14 protein-coding genes and 1 other annotated feature are annotated in these 18,583 nt (G+C 38.7%); of the genes, 10 read left to right on the top strand and 4 right to left on the bottom strand.

Annotated elements, in window-relative coordinates:
* The first annotated feature begins 145 nt into the window (after positions 1-145).
* Entirely contained in the window at positions 146-1,906 is a 1,761-nt protein-coding gene (locus AC3ANL_RS25515; RefSeq protein WP_488327081.1) for a glycoside hydrolase family 3 protein, read from the top strand.
* 159 nt (positions 1,907-2,065) lie between these two features.
* On the opposite strand, the gene AC3ANL_RS25510 is transcribed toward AC3ANL_RS25515, so the two are convergent.
* Positions 2,066-3,295, bottom strand: coding sequence for an MFS transporter (locus AC3ANL_RS25510; protein WP_488327080.1), 1,230 nt, complete (start codon positions 3,293-3,295; stop codon positions 2,066-2,068).
* Between the two features lie 135 nt (positions 3,296-3,430).
* Between AC3ANL_RS25510 and AC3ANL_RS25505 the strand changes: the two genes are divergently transcribed.
* Positions 3,431-4,183, top strand: coding sequence for a MerR family transcriptional regulator (locus AC3ANL_RS25505; RefSeq protein WP_488327079.1), 753 nt, complete (start codon positions 3,431-3,433; stop codon positions 4,181-4,183).
* 39 nt (positions 4,184-4,222) lie between these two features.
* On the opposite strand, the gene AC3ANL_RS25500 is transcribed toward AC3ANL_RS25505, so the two are convergent.
* Positions 4,223-5,434 (bottom strand): helix-turn-helix transcriptional regulator, encoded by a 1,212-nt coding sequence (locus tag AC3ANL_RS25500; RefSeq protein WP_488327078.1) that lies wholly within the window; start codon positions 5,432-5,434, stop codon positions 4,223-4,225.
* A gap of 207 nt (positions 5,435-5,641) precedes the next feature.
* On the opposite strand from AC3ANL_RS25500, the gene AC3ANL_RS25495 reads away from it, so the two are divergent.
* The 4 genes from AC3ANL_RS25495 to metG all read left to right on the top strand — a co-directional run bounded on the left by AC3ANL_RS25495 (position 5,642) and on the right by metG (position 12,226).
* Positions 5,642-7,372, top strand: coding sequence for a glycoside hydrolase family 3 protein (locus AC3ANL_RS25495; RefSeq protein ID WP_488327077.1), 1,731 nt, complete (start codon positions 5,642-5,644; stop codon positions 7,370-7,372).
* A 271-nt stretch (positions 7,373-7,643) separates the two neighbouring features.
* A complete protein-coding gene (locus AC3ANL_RS25490) occupies positions 7,644-9,020 on the top strand; it encodes an MFS transporter (protein WP_488327076.1) in 1,377 nt (458 codons plus the stop codon).
* A 109-nt stretch (positions 9,021-9,129) separates the two neighbouring features.
* A complete protein-coding gene (locus AC3ANL_RS25485; protein ID WP_488327075.1) occupies positions 9,130-9,849 on the top strand; it encodes a GntR family transcriptional regulator in 720 nt (239 codons plus the stop codon).
* 442 nt (positions 9,850-10,291) lie between these two features.
* Positions 10,292-10,544, top strand: a binding site (T-box leader).
* A gap of 47 nt (positions 10,545-10,591) precedes the next feature.
* Entirely contained in the window at positions 10,592-12,226 is a 1,635-nt protein-coding gene (gene metG, locus AC3ANL_RS25480) for a methionine--tRNA ligase (RefSeq protein WP_488327074.1), read from the top strand.
* A 119-nt stretch (positions 12,227-12,345) separates the two neighbouring features.
* On the opposite strand, the gene AC3ANL_RS25475 is transcribed toward metG, so the two are convergent.
* The gene (locus AC3ANL_RS25475) at positions 12,346-12,660 is read right to left on the bottom strand and encodes a winged helix-turn-helix transcriptional regulator (protein ID WP_488327073.1); all 315 of its coding nucleotides are present in this window, start codon (positions 12,658-12,660) and stop codon (positions 12,346-12,348) included.
* A gap of 267 nt (positions 12,661-12,927) precedes the next feature.
* Complete coding sequence (locus tag AC3ANL_RS25470; RefSeq protein ID WP_488327072.1) at positions 12,928-14,373, bottom strand: GMC oxidoreductase; 1,446 nt, start codon at positions 14,371-14,373, stop codon at positions 12,928-12,930.
* A gap of 257 nt (positions 14,374-14,630) precedes the next feature.
* On the opposite strand from AC3ANL_RS25470, the gene AC3ANL_RS25465 reads away from it, so the two are divergent.
* From AC3ANL_RS25465 to zwf, 4 genes are all read left to right on the top strand, one after another.
* A complete protein-coding gene (locus AC3ANL_RS25465) occupies positions 14,631-15,491 on the top strand; it encodes an SDR family oxidoreductase (RefSeq protein ID WP_488327071.1) in 861 nt (286 codons plus the stop codon).
* A 407-nt stretch (positions 15,492-15,898) separates the two neighbouring features.
* Positions 15,899-16,033: a BA3454 family stress response protein gene (locus AC3ANL_RS25460; RefSeq protein ID WP_488327070.1), complete on the top strand. Its 135-nt coding sequence runs from the start codon at positions 15,899-15,901 to the stop codon at positions 16,031-16,033.
* 40 nt (positions 16,034-16,073) lie between these two features.
* On the top strand, positions 16,074-17,021 hold the full coding sequence (gene glpX / locus AC3ANL_RS25455; protein ID WP_488327069.1) for a class II fructose-bisphosphatase: 948 nt from the start codon (positions 16,074-16,076) through the stop codon (positions 17,019-17,021).
* 42 nt (positions 17,022-17,063) lie between these two features.
* Entirely contained in the window at positions 17,064-18,572 is a 1,509-nt protein-coding gene (zwf, locus tag AC3ANL_RS25450; protein ID WP_488327068.1) for a glucose-6-phosphate dehydrogenase, read from the top strand.
* Positions 18,573-18,583 lie beyond the last annotated feature (11 nt).

Below are 18,583 nucleotides of genomic sequence, written 5' to 3'. Positions count from 1 at the left end.
TTTGCTTCTTTTGGTATATGATAAGAATGGGTTTACATTTTTAGGCCCTTGTTACTTTGGAAAAGAAAGCCCTTTCTAAGAACAGCTTATTAGTGGAACCTCACAAATTCTCTAAAATTTTTTTCGAAAAGGAGTTGTACATACAGTGACAAAAGTAGATTTGAAAGCAAAACCATACAACTTAAGCGATGAAGATATTAAATGGGTGAACGATACAATCGGCTCCATGTCCATTGAAGAAAAGATTGGGCAATTATTTATTAATATGGGTTCCAGCCGTACAGAAGAGTATTTAACTGGTGTCTTAAATGATTATCATATTGCAGGTGTTCGCTATAATCCTGGAAAAGCTGAGGAAGTATACGAACAAAATAAAATCCTTCAAGAAAACAGCAAAATTCCGTTGCTGATTGCAGCTAATACGGAAGCAGGTGGAAACGGCGCTTGTACAGATGGAACAGAAGTCGGCGTAGAAGTTAAAATCGGCGCAACAAATGATGCTAAATATGCCTATGAAATGGGTCGTGTTTCTGGAGTCGAGGCTGCGGCAATTGGTTGTAACTGGAGCTTTGCTCCAATCGTAGATATTAACTACAATTGGCGTAATCCGATCATTTCAAGCCGTTCTTTCGCATCGAATCCAGATTTAGTGCTAGAGTTGAGTCTTGCCTATATGAAAGGTATTCAAGAAAGCGGGATTGCTCCAGCTGCAAAACACTGGCCTGGTGATGGTGTCGATGAGAGAGACCAGCATTTATCGTTCAGCGTGAACAGCTTATCTACTGAAGAATGGGATAAGACTTATGGAAAAGTATACAAAGGATTAATTGATGCCGGATTACCATCCATTATGGCAGGACATATCCATTTGCCTTCATACCAAAAACACTTCAATCCTGACGTGAAAGATGAAGAACTTTTACCAGCTACCCTTTCAAAAGAAATTACAATAGACTTATTACGTGGCAAATTAGGATTTAACGGTGTTGTTGTAACAGATGCCAGCCATATGCTAGGTTTAACAGGTGCAATGAAGAGAAGTGAACTACTGCCTACAGCCATTGCGGCTGGTTGTGACCTATTCTTATTCTTTAATGATCCAGATGAAGATTTCGGCTTCATGATGGATGGTTATAAAAACGGAATCATTACTGAAGAGCGCCTGCAAGAAGCTTTAGAACGTACTTTAGGGTTGAAAGCTAAATTAGGTCTTCATAAAAAAGCAAAAACTGAAATTTTGCCATCAAAAGAAGAAGCAATGGCAAAAATCGGTCTTCCAGAAAACAAAGCATTGTTCAAAGAAGTGGCTGATAGAGCCATTACATTAGTAAAAGACAAACAAGAAATCTGGCCAGTAACTCCGGAAAAATACAAACGTGTATTATTGGTTGATGTAAAAGGTGTACAAGGCGGATTCGGTGCATTGATCGGAAGTAAAGAAAAAGCTGTCGATATCATGAAAGAATTACTGGAAGCCCAAGGATTCGAAGTGACTGTTTGGGAATCAACAGAAGAGAAAATTATGAAACTTCCAGAAGAAGAAAGATTCGCTGCTATTGCCAATGTATATGCACAAAAGAGACCGATTACTGAGTTAACCGATAATTATGATCTAATTATCAATATCGCCAATGTTAACCCAGGCACCGTACAAAGAATCGTATGGCCAGCAAGTAAAGGAACACCAGATATTCCATTCTATATCCATGAGGTTCCAACTATTTTCGTTTCTGTTCAATATCCATATCATTTGGCAGATGTACCACAAGTAAAAACTTACATCAATACGTATGATAGTAAGAAGCAAACACTAGAACTATTAGTAGAAAAATTAATGGGACGTTCTGAATTTAATGGTGTTAGTCCTGTTGATGCATTCTGCGGCTTCGTTGATACACGTATTTAAATTTAGTTATGAAAAAGGACCATTCCCCATATTGCGGTGAGTGGTCTTTTTTTGTTTAATATAGTTTGGCACATAAAGTAACCATATTGGTTAGGAAGTCTTTGTACTCTTAAATTGAACTCGTTATTTTCAATATACCTTATGGTTCTCCTTGTTATTTTACACTTCGCATGAGGGGGAAGATTCATTTCCCGCCAGATCATAGTTTGGTTGTTCTTTGTTCAGAATACCAAATACAATCATATCAATAAACAACATTACAGCTGCAATAATGAAGGTAACGGTAAATCCCCACTTTGTCGAAACGAACCCTAAAACGATTGATCCTACTGCAATCCCTATATCCATGGCAGCATACATGGTGGCGTTGGCAGCTCCTCTTCTTTCAGGAGATGCGGCCTCCATACCGATGATATTTATGATCGAAAAGCTGGCGCCAAAACCGATACCATGAAGAATGGCTGCCGTAATCATAAGAGGCAGAGAATAAGCAAAGGCCAGGATTACGAAGGCAGTAAGCTGCAGGACCAGTCCCGGAATAAAAATCTTTCCAGTCCCATATTTTTCGACAAGTTTTCCAGTGAATAAAGAAATGATAACGGTAGCTCCCGCATAAAACATAAAGAATAGGCCAATATTATCAACTCCGCGTGATTGCCCGTACATAGGAATAAATGTATAGATGATGGCTGCACCGAAGGCGATAAATATCTGATACAAGGCAGGTTTCAACGCTGTCTTTTCAATCAAGTTTTTAATATTGAATTTTTCCCTTGATTTTGCTGGCTCCCTCGTAAGTCTCGGCTTCTTTTTTTCATAATTAATGAGAAAAGTAAGGGCAAGGCCTAATAGAGCGATTCCGAAGGCTATTTCAAATGTTATAGAGTATTTGAACTTGTTTATTAGGTAAAGAGCGGCAATCGGTCCTACAGCTGTGGTAAGGTTCATAGCGATTCCATACATACTGATTCCTTCCGCCAGTCTAGAAGCGGGTGTGACATCTGCCACCACTGTTGGGGCAGCTGTTGTGATTGCACTGATCGACAGTCCATGAAATAGGGCCAAAATCAGAAGAACCCATATGGAGGCTGCAAGTCCATAAGAAAATGCGGCTAGGGCTAAGGCAATGATTCCTATTACAAGAACCAATTTCCTGGTTTTCGTGTCCATGACATTTCCCATTAAAGGTCGAAGTACCAGGGCAGTCAGGCTGATGACAGCCATAAAGGCACCGGCCGTGGATGCCGTCCCGCCAATTTCAAGGGCATATAATGGAACCGTAGTTACAGCAATATAATCGGCAAGAAATAAGATAAAGGCAATGATATTAATCATCACATATTGGTTATTGAGCAACTTTTCCGCATTAATATATTGATCATTTTTCATTTTCTAATCTACTCTCCATTTTTATTTTTTCGGGCTATTTTTTACCTTATGGCACATTATAAACCTTAAAGTTACTTTAACCTCAATAGAAAAATGATATAATGTATCAAGAATTTAAAAGTGATGGAGATTCGTATGAAGGAAAATAACAATCATATTAAGGAAATTTCTGAACTATTCAAAATTCCTAAGTCCACCTTGCGCTATTGGGATTCCGAAGGTTTGATCCACTTTGACAGAGACGGCTCAAATGATTACCGTAGGTTTTCATTGAAAACGATTATGGAAATTAGTGATATTGCTTTTTACAGAAGCATGAATATCTCCATCGAGGATCTAAAATCTCTACAGCAAAGGAATGTAGATGAAATGGAGGATATTATCAAGAAATCAGGCAGGAAAATCGAAGAGCAGATGCTTGCCCTAAAAGAAATGATGAAGAAAATAGAGACGAGGATGAAAAGGATCGATCAATACAGGCAGCTGCTTGAACAACCATACGCCGTGGGTAAACCAAATTTTCAAATGATGGTTAAAAATAATTTTATGGATCAGGAGTATACTCAAAAATATCTATCCGACCCTTATAGTGCTGCCATCCATTTTCAGTTAGAGGATAAAAACAAATTTGAATTTGGTTTCGTGGTGGAAGGTGAATGTGATAGCCCTAATATATTATGGAACATGGCGGATGCCTCTTCGAGTTTCATCCATTGTTTACTGAAGGTTCCTGCTGATTACCAGGATGTACCCTGTTTTGAAGAGCATCGGAGATATTTTGATGACCATGGATACGGAATGGGCAATGTTGTCGGAAGGTATTTATTTACGGCCTATGACCAAAAACTTTACGATTATTTTGACGGCTGGATTGAAATTGCTGAATAGCAGGGCGATAGACAAGAAAAGAGCAGACGTATGATTTCTTCATACATCTGCTCTTTTGCCATTCTTATATTCCGTTGCCGTTACTCCTTTTAAATCCTTAAATACTTTACAGAAGTAGTTATAGCTGCTAAACCCTGCCATATAGCTGATATCCGTGATTGATGACCGTCCCTGTTCAATGAAGAAGGCTGCTTCATCAATTCGTTTTTTATGAATATAATCAATCACGCTCATTTTCATTTCCTCTTTAAATTTTTTTGCTAAATACGAACGGGTAAATCCAATTTCATCTGCAACTGTTTGTAAATTAATGGGTTCAATATAGTGAAGATTAATAAACATTAATGCTTCCTTTACTACAGAACTGTGGTCTTTAATAGCGAAATTTTTGACTGCATCGCAGTATTCCTCTGTCATGGCGACTTCTAAGGCATCTAATTCCGACATCGTAACGGCTTCCTCAACTTTTAAGGCAAATTTCTCCGAAATGGCATGGCAATATTGAGGCGGGACACCGCCTCTGGCTGCTGCCTGCCGATACATTGTATTACTGGAAAACGTCAAATTTTTCTTTGCCCGCAGCGGATTTCCCGGAACTCTGTATAAAAAATCCACTGACCACTCCGCCATTGTTGCCAGCGCCCTTTCTTTATCCCCTGTTTCAATATAGTGTAAATACTTTTTCTCAGCCTCGTACATTCGTTTAATATCCGCCCCCTCTTGATCTCGGTCTTGGGGCTGTATTTCTCTGTGGTCATTCTTTGTAGTATTTTTCATTACGATTATTTGCGAGTCCACATGCGGGTTTATTAATAGATTTACTAAAGCTTCACCAAAAGATGGCAAAGATTCTCCAACATGGGTCAGTTCTTTATAAAACTTCTCCAAAGGTTTTATCCAGCTATTTTCAAGATGATTGTCCTTTAACACCTTCCAGATAAAATGGTCGGTGCTTTGTTCATGTAAAAACGGCCCGACAATGACCATTCCTTTATACTGTTCATCTTCTTTTATAGCGATACCGATATAGGAGAGCTGAAAAGAGTCTGTATGAAAACAAAAGCTATGTTTTTTTGCCTTTACTAGTGTGGCTTGCAGATTTGTGTACAAGCTTTTGCGTGCCTCAGTAATGATTAGGGGCTCGGAATCATGGGAAATATGCAAAATTGTTTTCAATTGGTCATCCAATGCCTCGATATCTATTTTAAAGGTATTTTTGATTAACCAACATTTTTCCACAAGTTCAACCATTTTTTTAACCTCCTTCATTTTGTCAGTTTTGTGAAAGACATTAAAATAATTTTTTCCTAGTGTTCAATTTTATATATTTAAGTTCAATAGTGGATGTGAAACCGCTTTTATTTTATTATGATTCACTTGTAAGAAAAACACTAGTATACATCCTAAAAATTCATTATAAGGGATTCCACAACTCGAAGATAGAGAGGAGAAAGATTTATGACACGAGTTAATCTCAAAGCAAAGCCATTTTATCTATCTGATAAAGACATTAAATGGGTAAATGATACCATTGAAAATATGACGATTGAAGAAAAGATTGGCCAATTATTTATTAACTATAACGAATCTGGGAATCTATCACAGTTCCTCAAAGAATTGGACAAATACCATGTAGGTGCAGCCAGACTTGATGTTGACTCTGCAAAGAAAACGTATGATGAGTATAAGATCATTCAACAAAATAGTAAAATCCCATACCTTATCCCATTTAATGGCGACCAAGGAGGAAACGGAGTCTGTTCGGAAGGCACTGTCATTGCATCATCAGCAGCCTGCGGGGCAACATCTGATACAGAAACGGCATACAATGTTGGCTATGTAGCCGGAAGAGAAGCTGCTGCAGTCGGCATTAACTGGGATTTTGGCCCATGTGTCGATATATTACTCAATTGGAGAAATACCATCATCAATACCCGTGCATATGGTGATGACGTTGAAAAAGTAATCGAAAATTCTAGAGCCTATATCAAAGGGTTACGCGAGAGTAATGTTGCAGCCTGTGCCAAGCATTTTCCCGGCGATGGTGTCGAAGAATTAGACCAGCATCTTGTCACGGGGAATAATGACCTTAGCTGTGAAGAATGGGATAACAGTTTTGGAAAAGTCTATAAATCTTTAATTGACGAGGGCCTGCAAAGTATTATGATTGGTCACATTACTCTTCCTGAATACTCACGGAAATTAAGACCAGGTATAAAGGATACAGAAATTATGCCAGCCACCCTTGCACCCGAATTATTGAACGACCTGCTTCGAGAGCAGTTAGATTTTAACGGGTTAATTGTCACCGATGCTTCTCATATGGCCGGAATGACATCTGCAATGCCAAGAAAAGATCAGGTTCCAGGTGCGATTGCTGCTGGATGCGATATTTTCTTGTACTTTAATAAGCCAGCTGAGGATTTTGCCTATATGATGGATGGATATCAAAACGGGGTCATAACGGAAGAGCGATTGCATGATGCGCTTACAAGAATTTTAGGATTAAAGGCATCCTTAAAGCTGCACGAGCAGAGCTTCCCAAGTGAAGATGGCTTAAGCGTCATTGGTTGTGAAGAGCATCTAAAGATGGCAGAAATGGCAGCAGATAACAGTATTACTTTAGTAAAGGATACTGAACAGAACCTGCCAATTAAGCCAGACACCCATAAAAGAGTTAAATTGTATTATCTCAGCAGTCCGCCAACATCGAAAAATGCCGGTCCTGATCCTGCAAAAGCGATGATTGCGGAGGAACTGGAACAAGCAGGCTTTATCGTGGATGTCCATGAGTCATTCTATGATTTGGAAAGAACGGAAAGCAAGCCTGAGAACTTTTTAACAGCTATGGACTGTGGAAGTGTGGAAGAGTTTAAAGAAAAATATGATGCAGTCTTTGTCTTTGTTAATATGTATGGCTATGCACAGGAAAATGTCGTGAGATTAAGATATTCAACAGGACATTCAAATGAAATTCCTTGGTTTGTAAGAGAGGTTCCGACTATTTGCGTATCGTTAAACTATACAACTCATTTACTCGATCTTCCGATGATGAAGACATACATCAATGCCTATGTTCCGACGAGGACAGCAGTAAAAGCAGCAATTCAAAAGATCATAGGTGCATCAGAGTTCAAAGGCCAGCATAATGAAACCGTATTTTGCGATCGCTGGGATACCAGATTATAGCATCTAAAATCGCTTCTGATTGATGAAAAATCATATAAACACTAACGATCGGAAGGAGGAGCTTTAGCTAAAGGGGCTTCTAGAAATATAAGCCCCTTTATTATCAATATTTTTACTTTATCAATTAGAAGGAAAAGTTTTTTACAATTTTTGGGATACTAGTATACCGCGATAATTCAATTCCTATTTTACCGAAAATTATTTTACTAAAAATGTAAGCGTTTAACAGGTGCACCATTATTAATTTTAAAAAAAAACGGAGGAAAATTTAATGAAACCATTTGGCTTGAAAGACAAGTTTGGTTATATGTTTGGCGATTTTGGCAATGACTTCTTCTTTGCAATCGTTACTTATTATTTGATGGTTTTTTATACCGATATTCTTCATATCAGCCCTGCAATTGTCGGCGTCCTCTTTTTCGTAGCGCGGTTATGGGATGCAGTGGCCGATGTTAGTTGGGGCCGTTTTATTGACACAAGAAAGGCGGGGATAAATGGAAAATTTAGACCGTGGATTTTTAGAATGTCCTTCCCTCTTGTGATTTCAGGTGTATTGATGTTTGTGAAAATTCCTGGTATGTCTGATGGTTTTCATTTGGCATGGGCGTTCGTCACTTATATTTTATGGGGAACACTCTACAGCACCGTTAATATTCCTTATGGATCTATGGCATCTGTGGTTTCGGATGATCCGAATCACCGTACATCCTTATCTACATGGAGAACGGCGGGGGCTAACTTTGCCTGGTTGATTATCGGAGCAGCATCTCCATTCATCTTTTTTGTTAATAACAAGGCAAGTGAAAGCCGTTTCCTTTTGGGAGCAATCATTTTTGCTGTCCTTTCTCTTGCTTGCTATATGGCATGTTATAAATTATCAACTGAACGAATTGAATACACTCAGACTCAAGAAAAGCCTAACCTTGGAAAAACTTTAAAAGGTATATTGAAAAATAAAGCTTTATTGGTTCTCTTGCTTGCTGCCCTTGTTCTATTAGTCGCTACCATGTTACAAGGAACCGTTCAAACCTATTTGCTTAAAGATTACTTTGGTAAAGCCACTGCCCTTAGTATCATGACTACCAGCCAAACGGTTCTTGCCTTTGTGGTTATACCGTTAATTGCTCCATTAGCTAAAAAGTTTGGGAAAAAAGAAATGTCCGGAATAAGTATGGTTATTTCGGGTGCCGTATATGCTTCCATGTACTTTATGCCTAATATGAATCTAACAACATTTATTGTGCTTTCCTCTATAGCCTACTTTGCACTTAGTTTCTTTATGACGGCAATCTGGGCGTTTGTTACAGACTGTATCGATTATCAGGAATTACTAACAGGAATTCGTGAAGATGGAACGATTTATTCAATCTATTCATTTTTCCGTAAAGTGGGTCAGGCTGTCGCCGGCGGCCTCGGAGGTTTTGCCCTTTCCCTAGTTGGGTACGATGCAACCTTGAAAGCACAAACGGCAAATACACTACATGGGATTTTTACGCTAAATACACTTGTAATGGGTATCGGTTTTGGTGCAGTGGGGTTAATTTTACTCTTCCTTTATCCATTAAACAAAAAACGGACACTTCAACTTTCTGCGGACTTAACTGAAAAAAGAAATGCATTAATCAAATCAGCTGGTAAATCAGCATAAAATCTGTAAGAAGATAGTTAATGTAATGTTAGCTATCTTCTTTTTTCCAGAAGAGTTGAAATGAGATATTCATTGGACAGCTAGAAAAGTATTATAGGAGTGTATCAAAATGCTAACTGTAACACCCAGACTGCCAGGCGAAAATAATAAGGAATATTCCTATAGAATTATTAAGGATGGAATTATGTCGCTGCAACTGCAGCCGGGACAAGTGTTAAGGGAAGCGGAGCTGGCGGAAACACTGAACCTCTCGCGCACCCCGGTAAGAGAGGTTATGGCAAAGCTGAATGAAGAGTATTTAGTTGATATCGTTCCACAGGTTGGGACATATGTTTCCAAAATTAAACCGCAATTAATCAAAGAAGCCTCCTTTATGCGTTTTACATTGGAAAAAGAGGTATTAAAACAGGCTTGTGAGTCATTTCCCAATGAAGCCTTAATCGAGTTGAGGAGAAATATAGTATTTCAAAAGGAACTTGCCGGTTATAATGGAATGGAGCGGGAATTCCATAAATTAGATAAAGAATTTCATCAACTCATTTACCAAGGGGTTAAGAAAGAAAATGTCTGGGCAGCCATAACACGAATTAGTACACATTATAATCGGATGAGACTGCTTTCGGAGATGAAAAATAGTTTTGACCAGGCGATTGCTCAACATCAAACAATCATTCAAATGATTGAAAATAATGCAGGTGATCAAGCGGAATATATCATTCGGCAGCATATAGTAGAAGCCGCCAAGTTTTGGAAAGGGTTAATTACAGATAACAACCCTTATAGCCATTATTTTGACCTTTCAAATGAAAAAATGCCAGTATTCCAATAGTAAAGGAATACTGGCGTTTATTTTAATGATTTTGCTGTTTTTTTGAAGGATTTTGTTTGGTCGTATACCTCTTTAGGTATTCCTCTATGTGGCTCGAACCCAAACCATCCGTACATGCGCCGTTTCCGCTCGCTTCTATAGGATTCGAAGTGACGGTTTGAAAATCAACAGAAGAGAAAATTAGGAAGCTATCAATAAAGGCAGACAAAAAAGGATCCTTCCTCAAATTTCTTGATCCTTTTTTTGTCATAATAACCCTTCAACAACTGTCCGAAAAAACTAAACAAACGTTTGATTAAAACGCTGGAAGCATTGGTATGACTGACCTCCAAAAACTAAACAAACGATTGGTTAAATTATTGAATTGAAAAAGTGACTGGTTGGTGGAAAAAACTTGCTTTTTTTGGAGAAATTAATATAATAATTCATATATTCTTTGAAATGAAAAGCTTTGAGAAGGAAGAGTAAATGGGGCAATATTTGATAGAGAGCTTCTGATGGTGGAAATGAAGCAAATGAACCCTTTTGAAAATGACCTTTGAGCTGCGTACCGAACGCTTTCCAGCAAGTAGGCTGCGTCGAGATCGGCACTCGTTACAACAGCGGCAGTATCTCTCAAAAGACGTACTGATGGAGACAAATAGTGTGAGCTATTTGTAAATGTAGGTGGTAACACGGGTATACTCGTCCTAATCGTAATGATTAGGGCGTTTTTTTATTTCATTTTTGGGAGGAATTCGAAATGACAGTTGTCATCGGAGGAGCATGGCCATATGCCAATGGATCTTTGCATCTAGGTCATATTGCGGCATTATTGCCAGGGGACATTTTAGCCAGATATTACAGACAAAAGGGAGAGAAGGTTCTTTACGTCTCAGGAAGTGATTGTAATGGCACGCCTATCTCAATTCGGGCCAACCAAGAACATACAACGACAGAGACAATCGCCAACCGTTACCACGAGGAGTTTACCGAGTGTTTTAGGAAATTAGGCTTTACGTATGATCTTTACACGAGAACAGATGCCAAACATCATCATGAATCTGTTCAAAAGATATTTTTACAGCTGTTGGAAAATGGTTATTTATATACGAAAAAGATTGAGCAAGCATATTGTGAGCATGACAAACAGTTTTTACCGGATCGATTTGTTGAAGGGATTTGTCCTAATTGTGGGGCAAAGGCGAGAGGCGACCAATGTGATAATTGCTCAACCATTCTGGATCCACTCGATTTACTTGAAAAACGATGTAAAATATGTGGTAATGAGCCCGTCATTAAGGAAACAGAGCATTTTTATTTTGCTTTCAGTAAATTTCAACATGAGTTAGAAGACTTCGTTAATAATGCAGATGAGGAAAATCGTTGGCGGGAAAATGCTGTATCTTTATCAAAAAGATACTTGCAAGAAGGTGTTCCTGACAGAGCCGTTACGCGTGACTTACCGAATGGTGTAGATGTTCCCGTCGCAGGGTTTGAAGGCAAGAAAATTTATGTGTGGATCGAAGCGGTTGCAGGATATTTAACGGCGAGTTTAGAATGGGTCAAACAAAATGGGGAAAGCATTGATCAGTTATGGAATGAAGAGACAAACTCTTATTATGTCCACGGAAAAGATAATATTCCGTTTCATACGGTGATTTGGCCCGCAATCCTAATGGCGATTGGGAACAAAGCACTGCCGACACATATCATTTCAAACGAGTATTTGACATTGGAGAAAAGGAAGTTATCCACGAGCCGAAATTGGGCGGTTTGGATTCCGTACATTTTGAGCAAGTATGATCCCGATTCCATTCGCTACTTCTTAACGATCAATGCACCGGAAAATCGCGATACCGATTTCTCCTGGCGGGAATTCATTTATAGTCACAATGGTGAGTTGCTTGGTGCCTATGGGAATTTTGTTAACCGCACGTTAAAGTTTATTGAAAAATCGTTCGGTGGTAAAATTCCGCAGGCTAAAGTGAATGAGCAGATTCAAAACAAGACAATCAATCTCTTCAAGTCAACAGGAGAATTCATCGAAAAGGGGCATTTTAAACAAGCACTAACAGAGATATTTGACTATATTCGTGCAGCAAACCGTTATTTTGATGAACAGCAGCCTTGGATTCAAGTAAGGGAAAACCCAATTGAAGGTGAAGCGACGTTGGCAACGTGTACGTATATCATTTCAAATTTAGCCCAAGTACTTCAGCCGTTTTTACCGTTTTCCACAGCGCAAATACGAAAAATGTTAGGGGTATCGACAGTAGAATGGAAGGAACAACCACAGCTGCCGGGTGCAATCGAATTCGTTGTACCATTATTTGAGCGCTTAGATATTCAATTGATTGAGGAAGAATACAATTATTTAGTAGATGCTTCTAAGTAAGAGGTGTGAAAAAAGGACCAGTCCTCCTCTACATTAGATTAGTGTTGGACTGATCCTTTTCAGGACATTGGTATTTCAAAAAAAACCTCTCCATTTGTAAAATGAAAAGGTTTTCATTATTATAGCCATTTTTCCGCCCAAGTCTCTACTACTTTAAGAGATCTTCCTAATTCAGTTCCCTTTTTAGTTAATGAATACTCTGTTCGAACGGGTCGGTCTGTAATGACATTTCTTAGTACAATTCCGCTATCTTCAAGTTCTTTAATCCGCTCATTTAACATCCGTTTACTTAAATCAGGTATATAAGCATGAAGCTCACTAAACCTTTTTGGTTCTACCATTAACGTATGAATGATAAGACCCATCCACTTCTTCCCTATTATTTGGTAACATTTTTCTACTTTGGCGCTACAAACGATTTTTTCATTACTCATCAATATCCCTCCTTTTATGGATTTGGTTATATAAAATAACTAATTATGGAATTATCTTTATTCTAATAATAACAAAGAGTTGAGAAAAAATAAAGTTAATTTTTGTTACTAAAAGTTACTAAGTGACAAAAGATAAATTTATGATTAGAGATTATATACTCTCATTTCCTTTTCTTTATTTAAGAGTGGAATTAGAAAGGACACCATCTAATTAAAGAATGGTGTCCATTTTATAATTCTTCTAAGTTTCTTAAGCTTCTTAAAATGTTAACCTGACTGACGGACAATATGGTCCGCTAATCTTATCGCCAAAGCAGTTCCTGAAAGCGTCGGTCCAGCGGCGGTTAAGGTAGGCAGAACACTATTATCAGCCACAAATAAACCTTGAACCCCATGTATTTGCCCATGACGATTTGTTGCTGAAGTCGCTGGATCATCACCCATTCTGCAGGTAGACGCTTCATGCATGTCTGACCCAGGTGGTCGAAGTACAAGAGTAGATTCATCAAGAGTCACTCCCATGGCAGATGCGGATTGTCTAATTCCCTGAGCAACTTGATTGGCTGTTTGCCGGTCTTTGTTACTTAACGAATACTGAACTTGGAATACCGGTACACCGAATTCATCCTTTGCAGAGGGATCAACATAAACTCTATTCTCAGCGCGAGGTTCAACTCTTCCAAAAGCAGCGTAGACAACCATGAGATTATCTTTATAAGCCTTATCTTCAAATTGCTGGTAGGAAAAAAATTGATCAGGTCCAAGAATCTGAATTTGATAGGGATCCTCTTTTGTTTCAAATTTCAAAATAGATAGATTGCCAAGTTTATCAGAGAATTGTCGTCGACTAATCGTACCTATTGCAATGATAGACACATGCCCTGTTAAATAATGCCCAATCGCAGGTCCTGCAATTCCAGAACTCAGTAGTATTCGAGGAGTCTCTAAAGTACTTGCGGAAACTACCACATTTTTAGCTCGAATGGTATGAGCTTTCCTGTCTAAAGAAATCACTTCGACACCTGCAACTTTCTTATTCTCTACAATGATTCGAGAGGCATTGGCGTTTAATCCAAGATCATATGGTCGATCAAATTGGGCCGCAGCCAATGCGTTGATTGAACTATACCAGGGATTGGAATGGACTTCACCTTGATGAGAGCCTGTCATATCAAAAGCCACTGGCATATCATTGGCTTCCAGAATACCATGTGAATGGAGTCGCTTTAAAAGAATATTTTGCATGGAAGAGCCTTTCGCAAAAGACGTTGTTACGTGCAATAGCTTCTCTGCCATCCTATAATATACATCTAATTCTTGGTGATGAATCGGCCATTTATTCAGTTCAGATTGAATGGGTCTTGGGGTTGCTGCATTCCAAAATAGTGACCTGCCTCCAAGCGCATATACCATTCGTGCTCCCGAAAATTGAGGTACACGCTGTTCAAAAGTTGTTGAATTATCTGGAAGGAGTTGGTCACGGGCAGTATTTACATTCTGAGTGGGAATATTAAGGGCGTGAGAGTGAAATAATTTATCGCCTTTATCAATAATCCCAATCTTTTTAGCGCCTTGATTTTTCCATAGTTCACACAATCGATACAGGGTGGCACCTCCGCCAGGGCCAGTTCCCACAATCAGCACATCGTATTCTGTCTTTGACATTTCTTCAATGGTTTTTGTTGGGATCCAATTGTTTTTATATTTCACCATGATTGACACCAACTTTCCATTTTATCTAGTTATTTATAATGTTTATGTGTATGGCTAATCCAGAATACCAAGGGCATTAAGTAAAAGTTTTTTACCTGGTTAAAGATGAAAGTGCGAGCGGAGGATTCCCATGATTGACAGTAGAAGAAAAAATACACTATAATCATCTCGAATTAATAATATTTGATTTCAAGATTCTAACTTTGGGTAAGATATGAGTAAGATGAATTTTAAGAGACATTACAGGAGGCATGATCATGGTAAAATTACCGTTTCAAATTGATTTAACGGATAAGGTTGTAGTTGTAACAGGAGGAACAGGTGTGCTTGCTGGACAGTTCGTAGATGCGCTAGCCGCTTGTGGGGCAAAAGTGGCTATTTTGGCCCGTAGACTTGAAATTGCTGAGGAAAAGGCATTAGAAGTAGAAAGAAATGGCGGTATTGCCCTTGGTGTAAAAGGAGATGTCGTTAATAAAGAAAGCTTAAAAGCAGCGCATGATGTCATTCGTGAAAAATTAGGTCCGGTTGATATCTTAATCAATGCTGCAGGCGGTAATCATCCAAAAGGTCAAACAACAAAAGAATATTTATTTGCAGAAGATTTAAAAGAACAGCATGATGACACAATTACATTTTTTGATTTGGATCCTGAAGGAGTTCAATTTGTTTTTAACCTGAATTTCTTAGGGACATTGTTGCCTTCTCAAGAATTTGCCTCAGATATGATTAATCGTCCTGGAGCAACGATTATTAATATTTCTTCTATGAATGCTTTTACCCCTTTAACAAAAATTCCGGCCTATAGCGGGGCAAAAGCTGCCGTGAGCAATTTCACTGAATGGCTTGCTGTGCATATGTCAAAAGTGGGTATTCGTGTAAATGCTATTGCTCCAGGATTCTTCATAACAGGGCAGAACGAAAAATTATTAAAAAATAAAGATGGATCATTCACAGAACGCTCTGAACAAATTATTCACCATACACCCATGGATCGTTTCGGTGATGCACAAGAGCTAATTGGCACTTTATTGTATTTAGTTAGTCATGAAGCATCTAGCTTTGTAAATGGAGTTGTCATTCCTGTTGATGGGGCATTCCATGCCTATTCTGGTGTCTAAACGGTTAGGACTACCATTTTCTAAATAAAAGATACAAAAAATAGAACCAATTTGCATATTAAGAAAACCTCTCGATTTCTTTAAGAATGGAGAGGTTTTCTTGTTTCGTCCAGCTCCAGCACCCAGCGACTAGTGTACTTCGCTAAACGGGCGCTTGCGCTTTTGTTCTAAAAATAGAACTATTTTTCAGTCTGCGTTAAAAAATGTCACAAATTAGACACAAATGTGTTGACAGAAAAAGATAAAAGAATTATTATGGTTACATAAAGTTACTTGATAATTAAAACGCAACAATAGAGTAACTTGTAAACAACAAAATATAAATAGTTTTTAGCTATTTTTTTAGAGATATGTCTCGAATTAAAGATATTTTATAGTAGGTAAAAAAGGGGAGAAGGGAGAACAATATGTGCCAAGTTGAAGTGACTGTTGAATTGAATGGAAAAAAATATAAAACAAATGTCATTGCCAATAAAGGAATGTCAAATGAGACCATAAGGTTTTTAGCAGAGAAACAAGTTAAACAACAATGGAGTAAATAATGTATCAACTATTATCGGACAGTAAAGGGGATAAAACAACATGAACAGCAATTTATCAATCGAGCTTGTAAAAGTAACGGAAGCTGCAGCTTTAGCTGCGGGAAGATGGACGGGAAGAGGGAAGAAAGAAGAAGCGGACGGAGCAGCAACCGAAGCAATGAGAGATATGTTCAATGCCATCCAAATGTCAGGGACAGTTGTGATAGGTGAAGGTGAAATGGATGAGGCACCGATGTTATATATTGGCGAACAATTGGGAACTGGTGAGGGGCCGGAAATTGATATTGCGGTAGACCCATTAGAGGGAACAAATATTGTCGCTGCGGGGACATCGAATGCACTCACGACGATCGCAGTTGCAGAGCATGGGAATTTATTGCATGCACCGGATATGTATATGGAAAAAATCGCTGTTGGTCCTGAAGCTGTTGGGGTGATTGATATAAATGCACCAGTGATTGAAAATCTAAGAGCTGTAGCAAAGGCAAAAAATAAAAACGTTGAAGATGTGGTTGTCACCATTTTGGATCGTGAAAGACATAAAAAAATAATCCAAGAGATTCGTGATGCTGGGGCAAAGGTGAAACTCATCCAAGAAGGTGATGTATTAGCTGCCATCAATACCGCATTTGAACATTCTGGTGTCGATCTCTTGCTTGGTTCGGGTGGAGCACCGGAGGGAGTTTTGGCTGCAGCCGCATTGAAAAGTTTAGGTGGAGATTTTCAAGGAAAGTTACTCCCACAATCAAATTTAGAAAAAAATCGCCTGAAAAAAATGGGGATAACTGATTTTAATAAAGCTTTATTAATGGATGATATCGTAAAGGGAGATGATGCTTATTTTGTTGCAACAGGTGTCACAGATGGTGAACTCCTAAGAGGTGTCCAATATAAAGGGGATTTGGGAATCACCCATTCGATTGTTATTCACGGAAAATCAAGGTCCGTTCGCTTTATTGAAGGACAACACCATATGATGAGTGTCTAAGAATCAGGATGTGCAGCTGTTATTACTGGAGGAGGAACATAAATGGATGCAATGACTTTTGTTTTATTTGGTGCAACAGGGGATTTAGCAAAGCGAAAAATATTCCCTGCTTTGTTTAATTTATTTCTTGATCAAAAACTGGCACAGCCCATTTCGATTATTGGGTTGGGCAGACGTAATATGGCGGATAAGGATTTTCAAGAGTATGTGAAGCAATCGGTAAGAACCTTTTCAAGACGGACCGATATTGATCACCACAAAATGGATCATTTCTTAGCGGCCTTTCGATATAGTGTTCTCGATGCCACAAAGGTTGAGGACTACGGAAAACTTCTAAACGTTGTCAAACAACGTGAAAGCGAACTGAAAATACCGGAAAATCGAATGTTTTACCTGTCAGTTGGACCTGAATTTTTTGGCCCGATTGCTTTAAATATTAATGAAAGTGGTTTAGGTTCCACAGCTGGCTGGAAACGACTAATTATCGAAAAACCATTCGGACGTGATTTAGAGTCAGCTCGTGAACTAAATACCACCTTAAGCAAAGCCTTTGAAGAAGATGAAATCTATCGAATTGATCATTATCTTGGTAAATCCATGATTCAAAATCTAGAGTCACTAGCCTTTTCGAATCCCGTTCTGCAAACTTTATTGAATAATCGGCATATTGCTAATGTGCAAATTACCGCGAGTGAAATCGTTGGGGTAGAGGAGCGGGCTGGATATTATGATAAATCTGGGGCCATCCGAGATATGTTCCAGAATCATATGCTGCAAATCTTAATGATGATGGCCATGCATATGCCGAAAAGCATTAGACCAGAGGATATCCGAAATGAAAAGCGAAAAGTGATAGAATCTGTTCGTCCGTTAAAGAAAGACAATATTAGCAAGGATATTATCCGTGCTCAATATAGTGCTGGAGAAATAAATGGCAAGCCAGTGGCAGGCTATATAAATGAGCCCGGCATTGAGGCTTCTTCGCAAAATGATACCTTTGTAGCAGCGCGTCTTTGGATTGATAATTCCTATTGGCAAGGGGTACCGTTCTATATCCGAACAGGAAAGAGAATGGCCGAAAAATCTACTCGGATTGTCATCGAATTCAAAAATTCAGTAAAAACTGGAAACCCAAATAAATTGGCTCCAAATCTTTTGATTATTGAAATCAATCCAAATGAAAATGTATCTTTACAAATAAATAGCAGGAATCCAATCAATGGGAAAATTGAACCTGTAAAGATTAGTTTTTCAACCGAACAAGCAGACATACCCGAGGCTTATGAACGATTAATTTATGATGCTTTTCGCGGCGATTCCACGTTCTTTGCCCACTGGAAAGAAGTTGAATTGTCATGGGAATGGGTACAGCCAATTCTAAATGCATTTAAAGAAAACGACATCCCGCTTTATCATTACCTAGCAGGATCCAACGGCCCAGAGGCAGCAAATCGGCTGCTTCATCAAGATGGATTCAACTGGTGGCTGGATGGCGGCAGAAAAGCGGATGAAGATTCCGTTGATTTCATAAATGAATCGGTAGCACAATAACAAATTGTCCA

The sequence above is a fragment of the Neobacillus sp. DHD-1R genome (assembly GCF_057747995.1).
This window is presented reverse-complemented; position numbering and strand designations above follow the sequence as displayed.

Excerpts from the sequence above, each read along its gene's own strand:
- AC3ANL_RS25510 (WP_488327080.1), bottom strand. The coding sequence starts at position 3,295 with ATGAAAAATGATCAATATATTAATGCGGAAAAGTTGCTCAATAACCAA.
- AC3ANL_RS25505 (WP_488327079.1), top strand. The coding sequence starts at position 3,431 with ATGAAGGAAAATAACAATCATATTAAGGAAATTTCTGAACTATTCAAA.
- AC3ANL_RS25500 (WP_488327078.1), bottom strand. The coding sequence starts at position 5,434 with ATGGTTGAACTTGTGGAAAAATGTTGGTTAATCAAAAATACCTTTAAA.
- AC3ANL_RS25495 (WP_488327077.1), top strand. The coding sequence starts at position 5,642 with ATGACACGAGTTAATCTCAAAGCAAAGCCATTTTATCTATCTGATAAA.
- AC3ANL_RS25490 (WP_488327076.1), top strand. The coding sequence starts at position 7,644 with ATGAAACCATTTGGCTTGAAAGACAAGTTTGGTTATATGTTTGGCGAT.
- AC3ANL_RS25485 (WP_488327075.1), top strand. The coding sequence starts at position 9,130 with ATGCTAACTGTAACACCCAGACTGCCAGGCGAAAATAATAAGGAATAT.
- metG (WP_488327074.1), top strand. The coding sequence starts at position 10,592 with ATGACAGTTGTCATCGGAGGAGCATGGCCATATGCCAATGGATCTTTG.
- AC3ANL_RS25475 (WP_488327073.1), bottom strand. The coding sequence starts at position 12,660 with ATGAGTAATGAAAAAATCGTTTGTAGCGCCAAAGTAGAAAAATGTTAC.
- AC3ANL_RS25470 (WP_488327072.1), bottom strand. The coding sequence starts at position 14,373 with ATGGTGAAATATAAAAACAATTGGATCCCAACAAAAACCATTGAAGAA.
- AC3ANL_RS25465 (WP_488327071.1), top strand. The coding sequence starts at position 14,631 with ATGGTAAAATTACCGTTTCAAATTGATTTAACGGATAAGGTTGTAGTT.
- AC3ANL_RS25460 (WP_488327070.1), top strand. The coding sequence starts at position 15,899 with ATGTGCCAAGTTGAAGTGACTGTTGAATTGAATGGAAAAAAATATAAA.
- glpX (WP_488327069.1), top strand. The coding sequence starts at position 16,074 with ATGAACAGCAATTTATCAATCGAGCTTGTAAAAGTAACGGAAGCTGCA.
- zwf (WP_488327068.1), top strand. The coding sequence starts at position 17,064 with ATGGATGCAATGACTTTTGTTTTATTTGGTGCAACAGGGGATTTAGCA.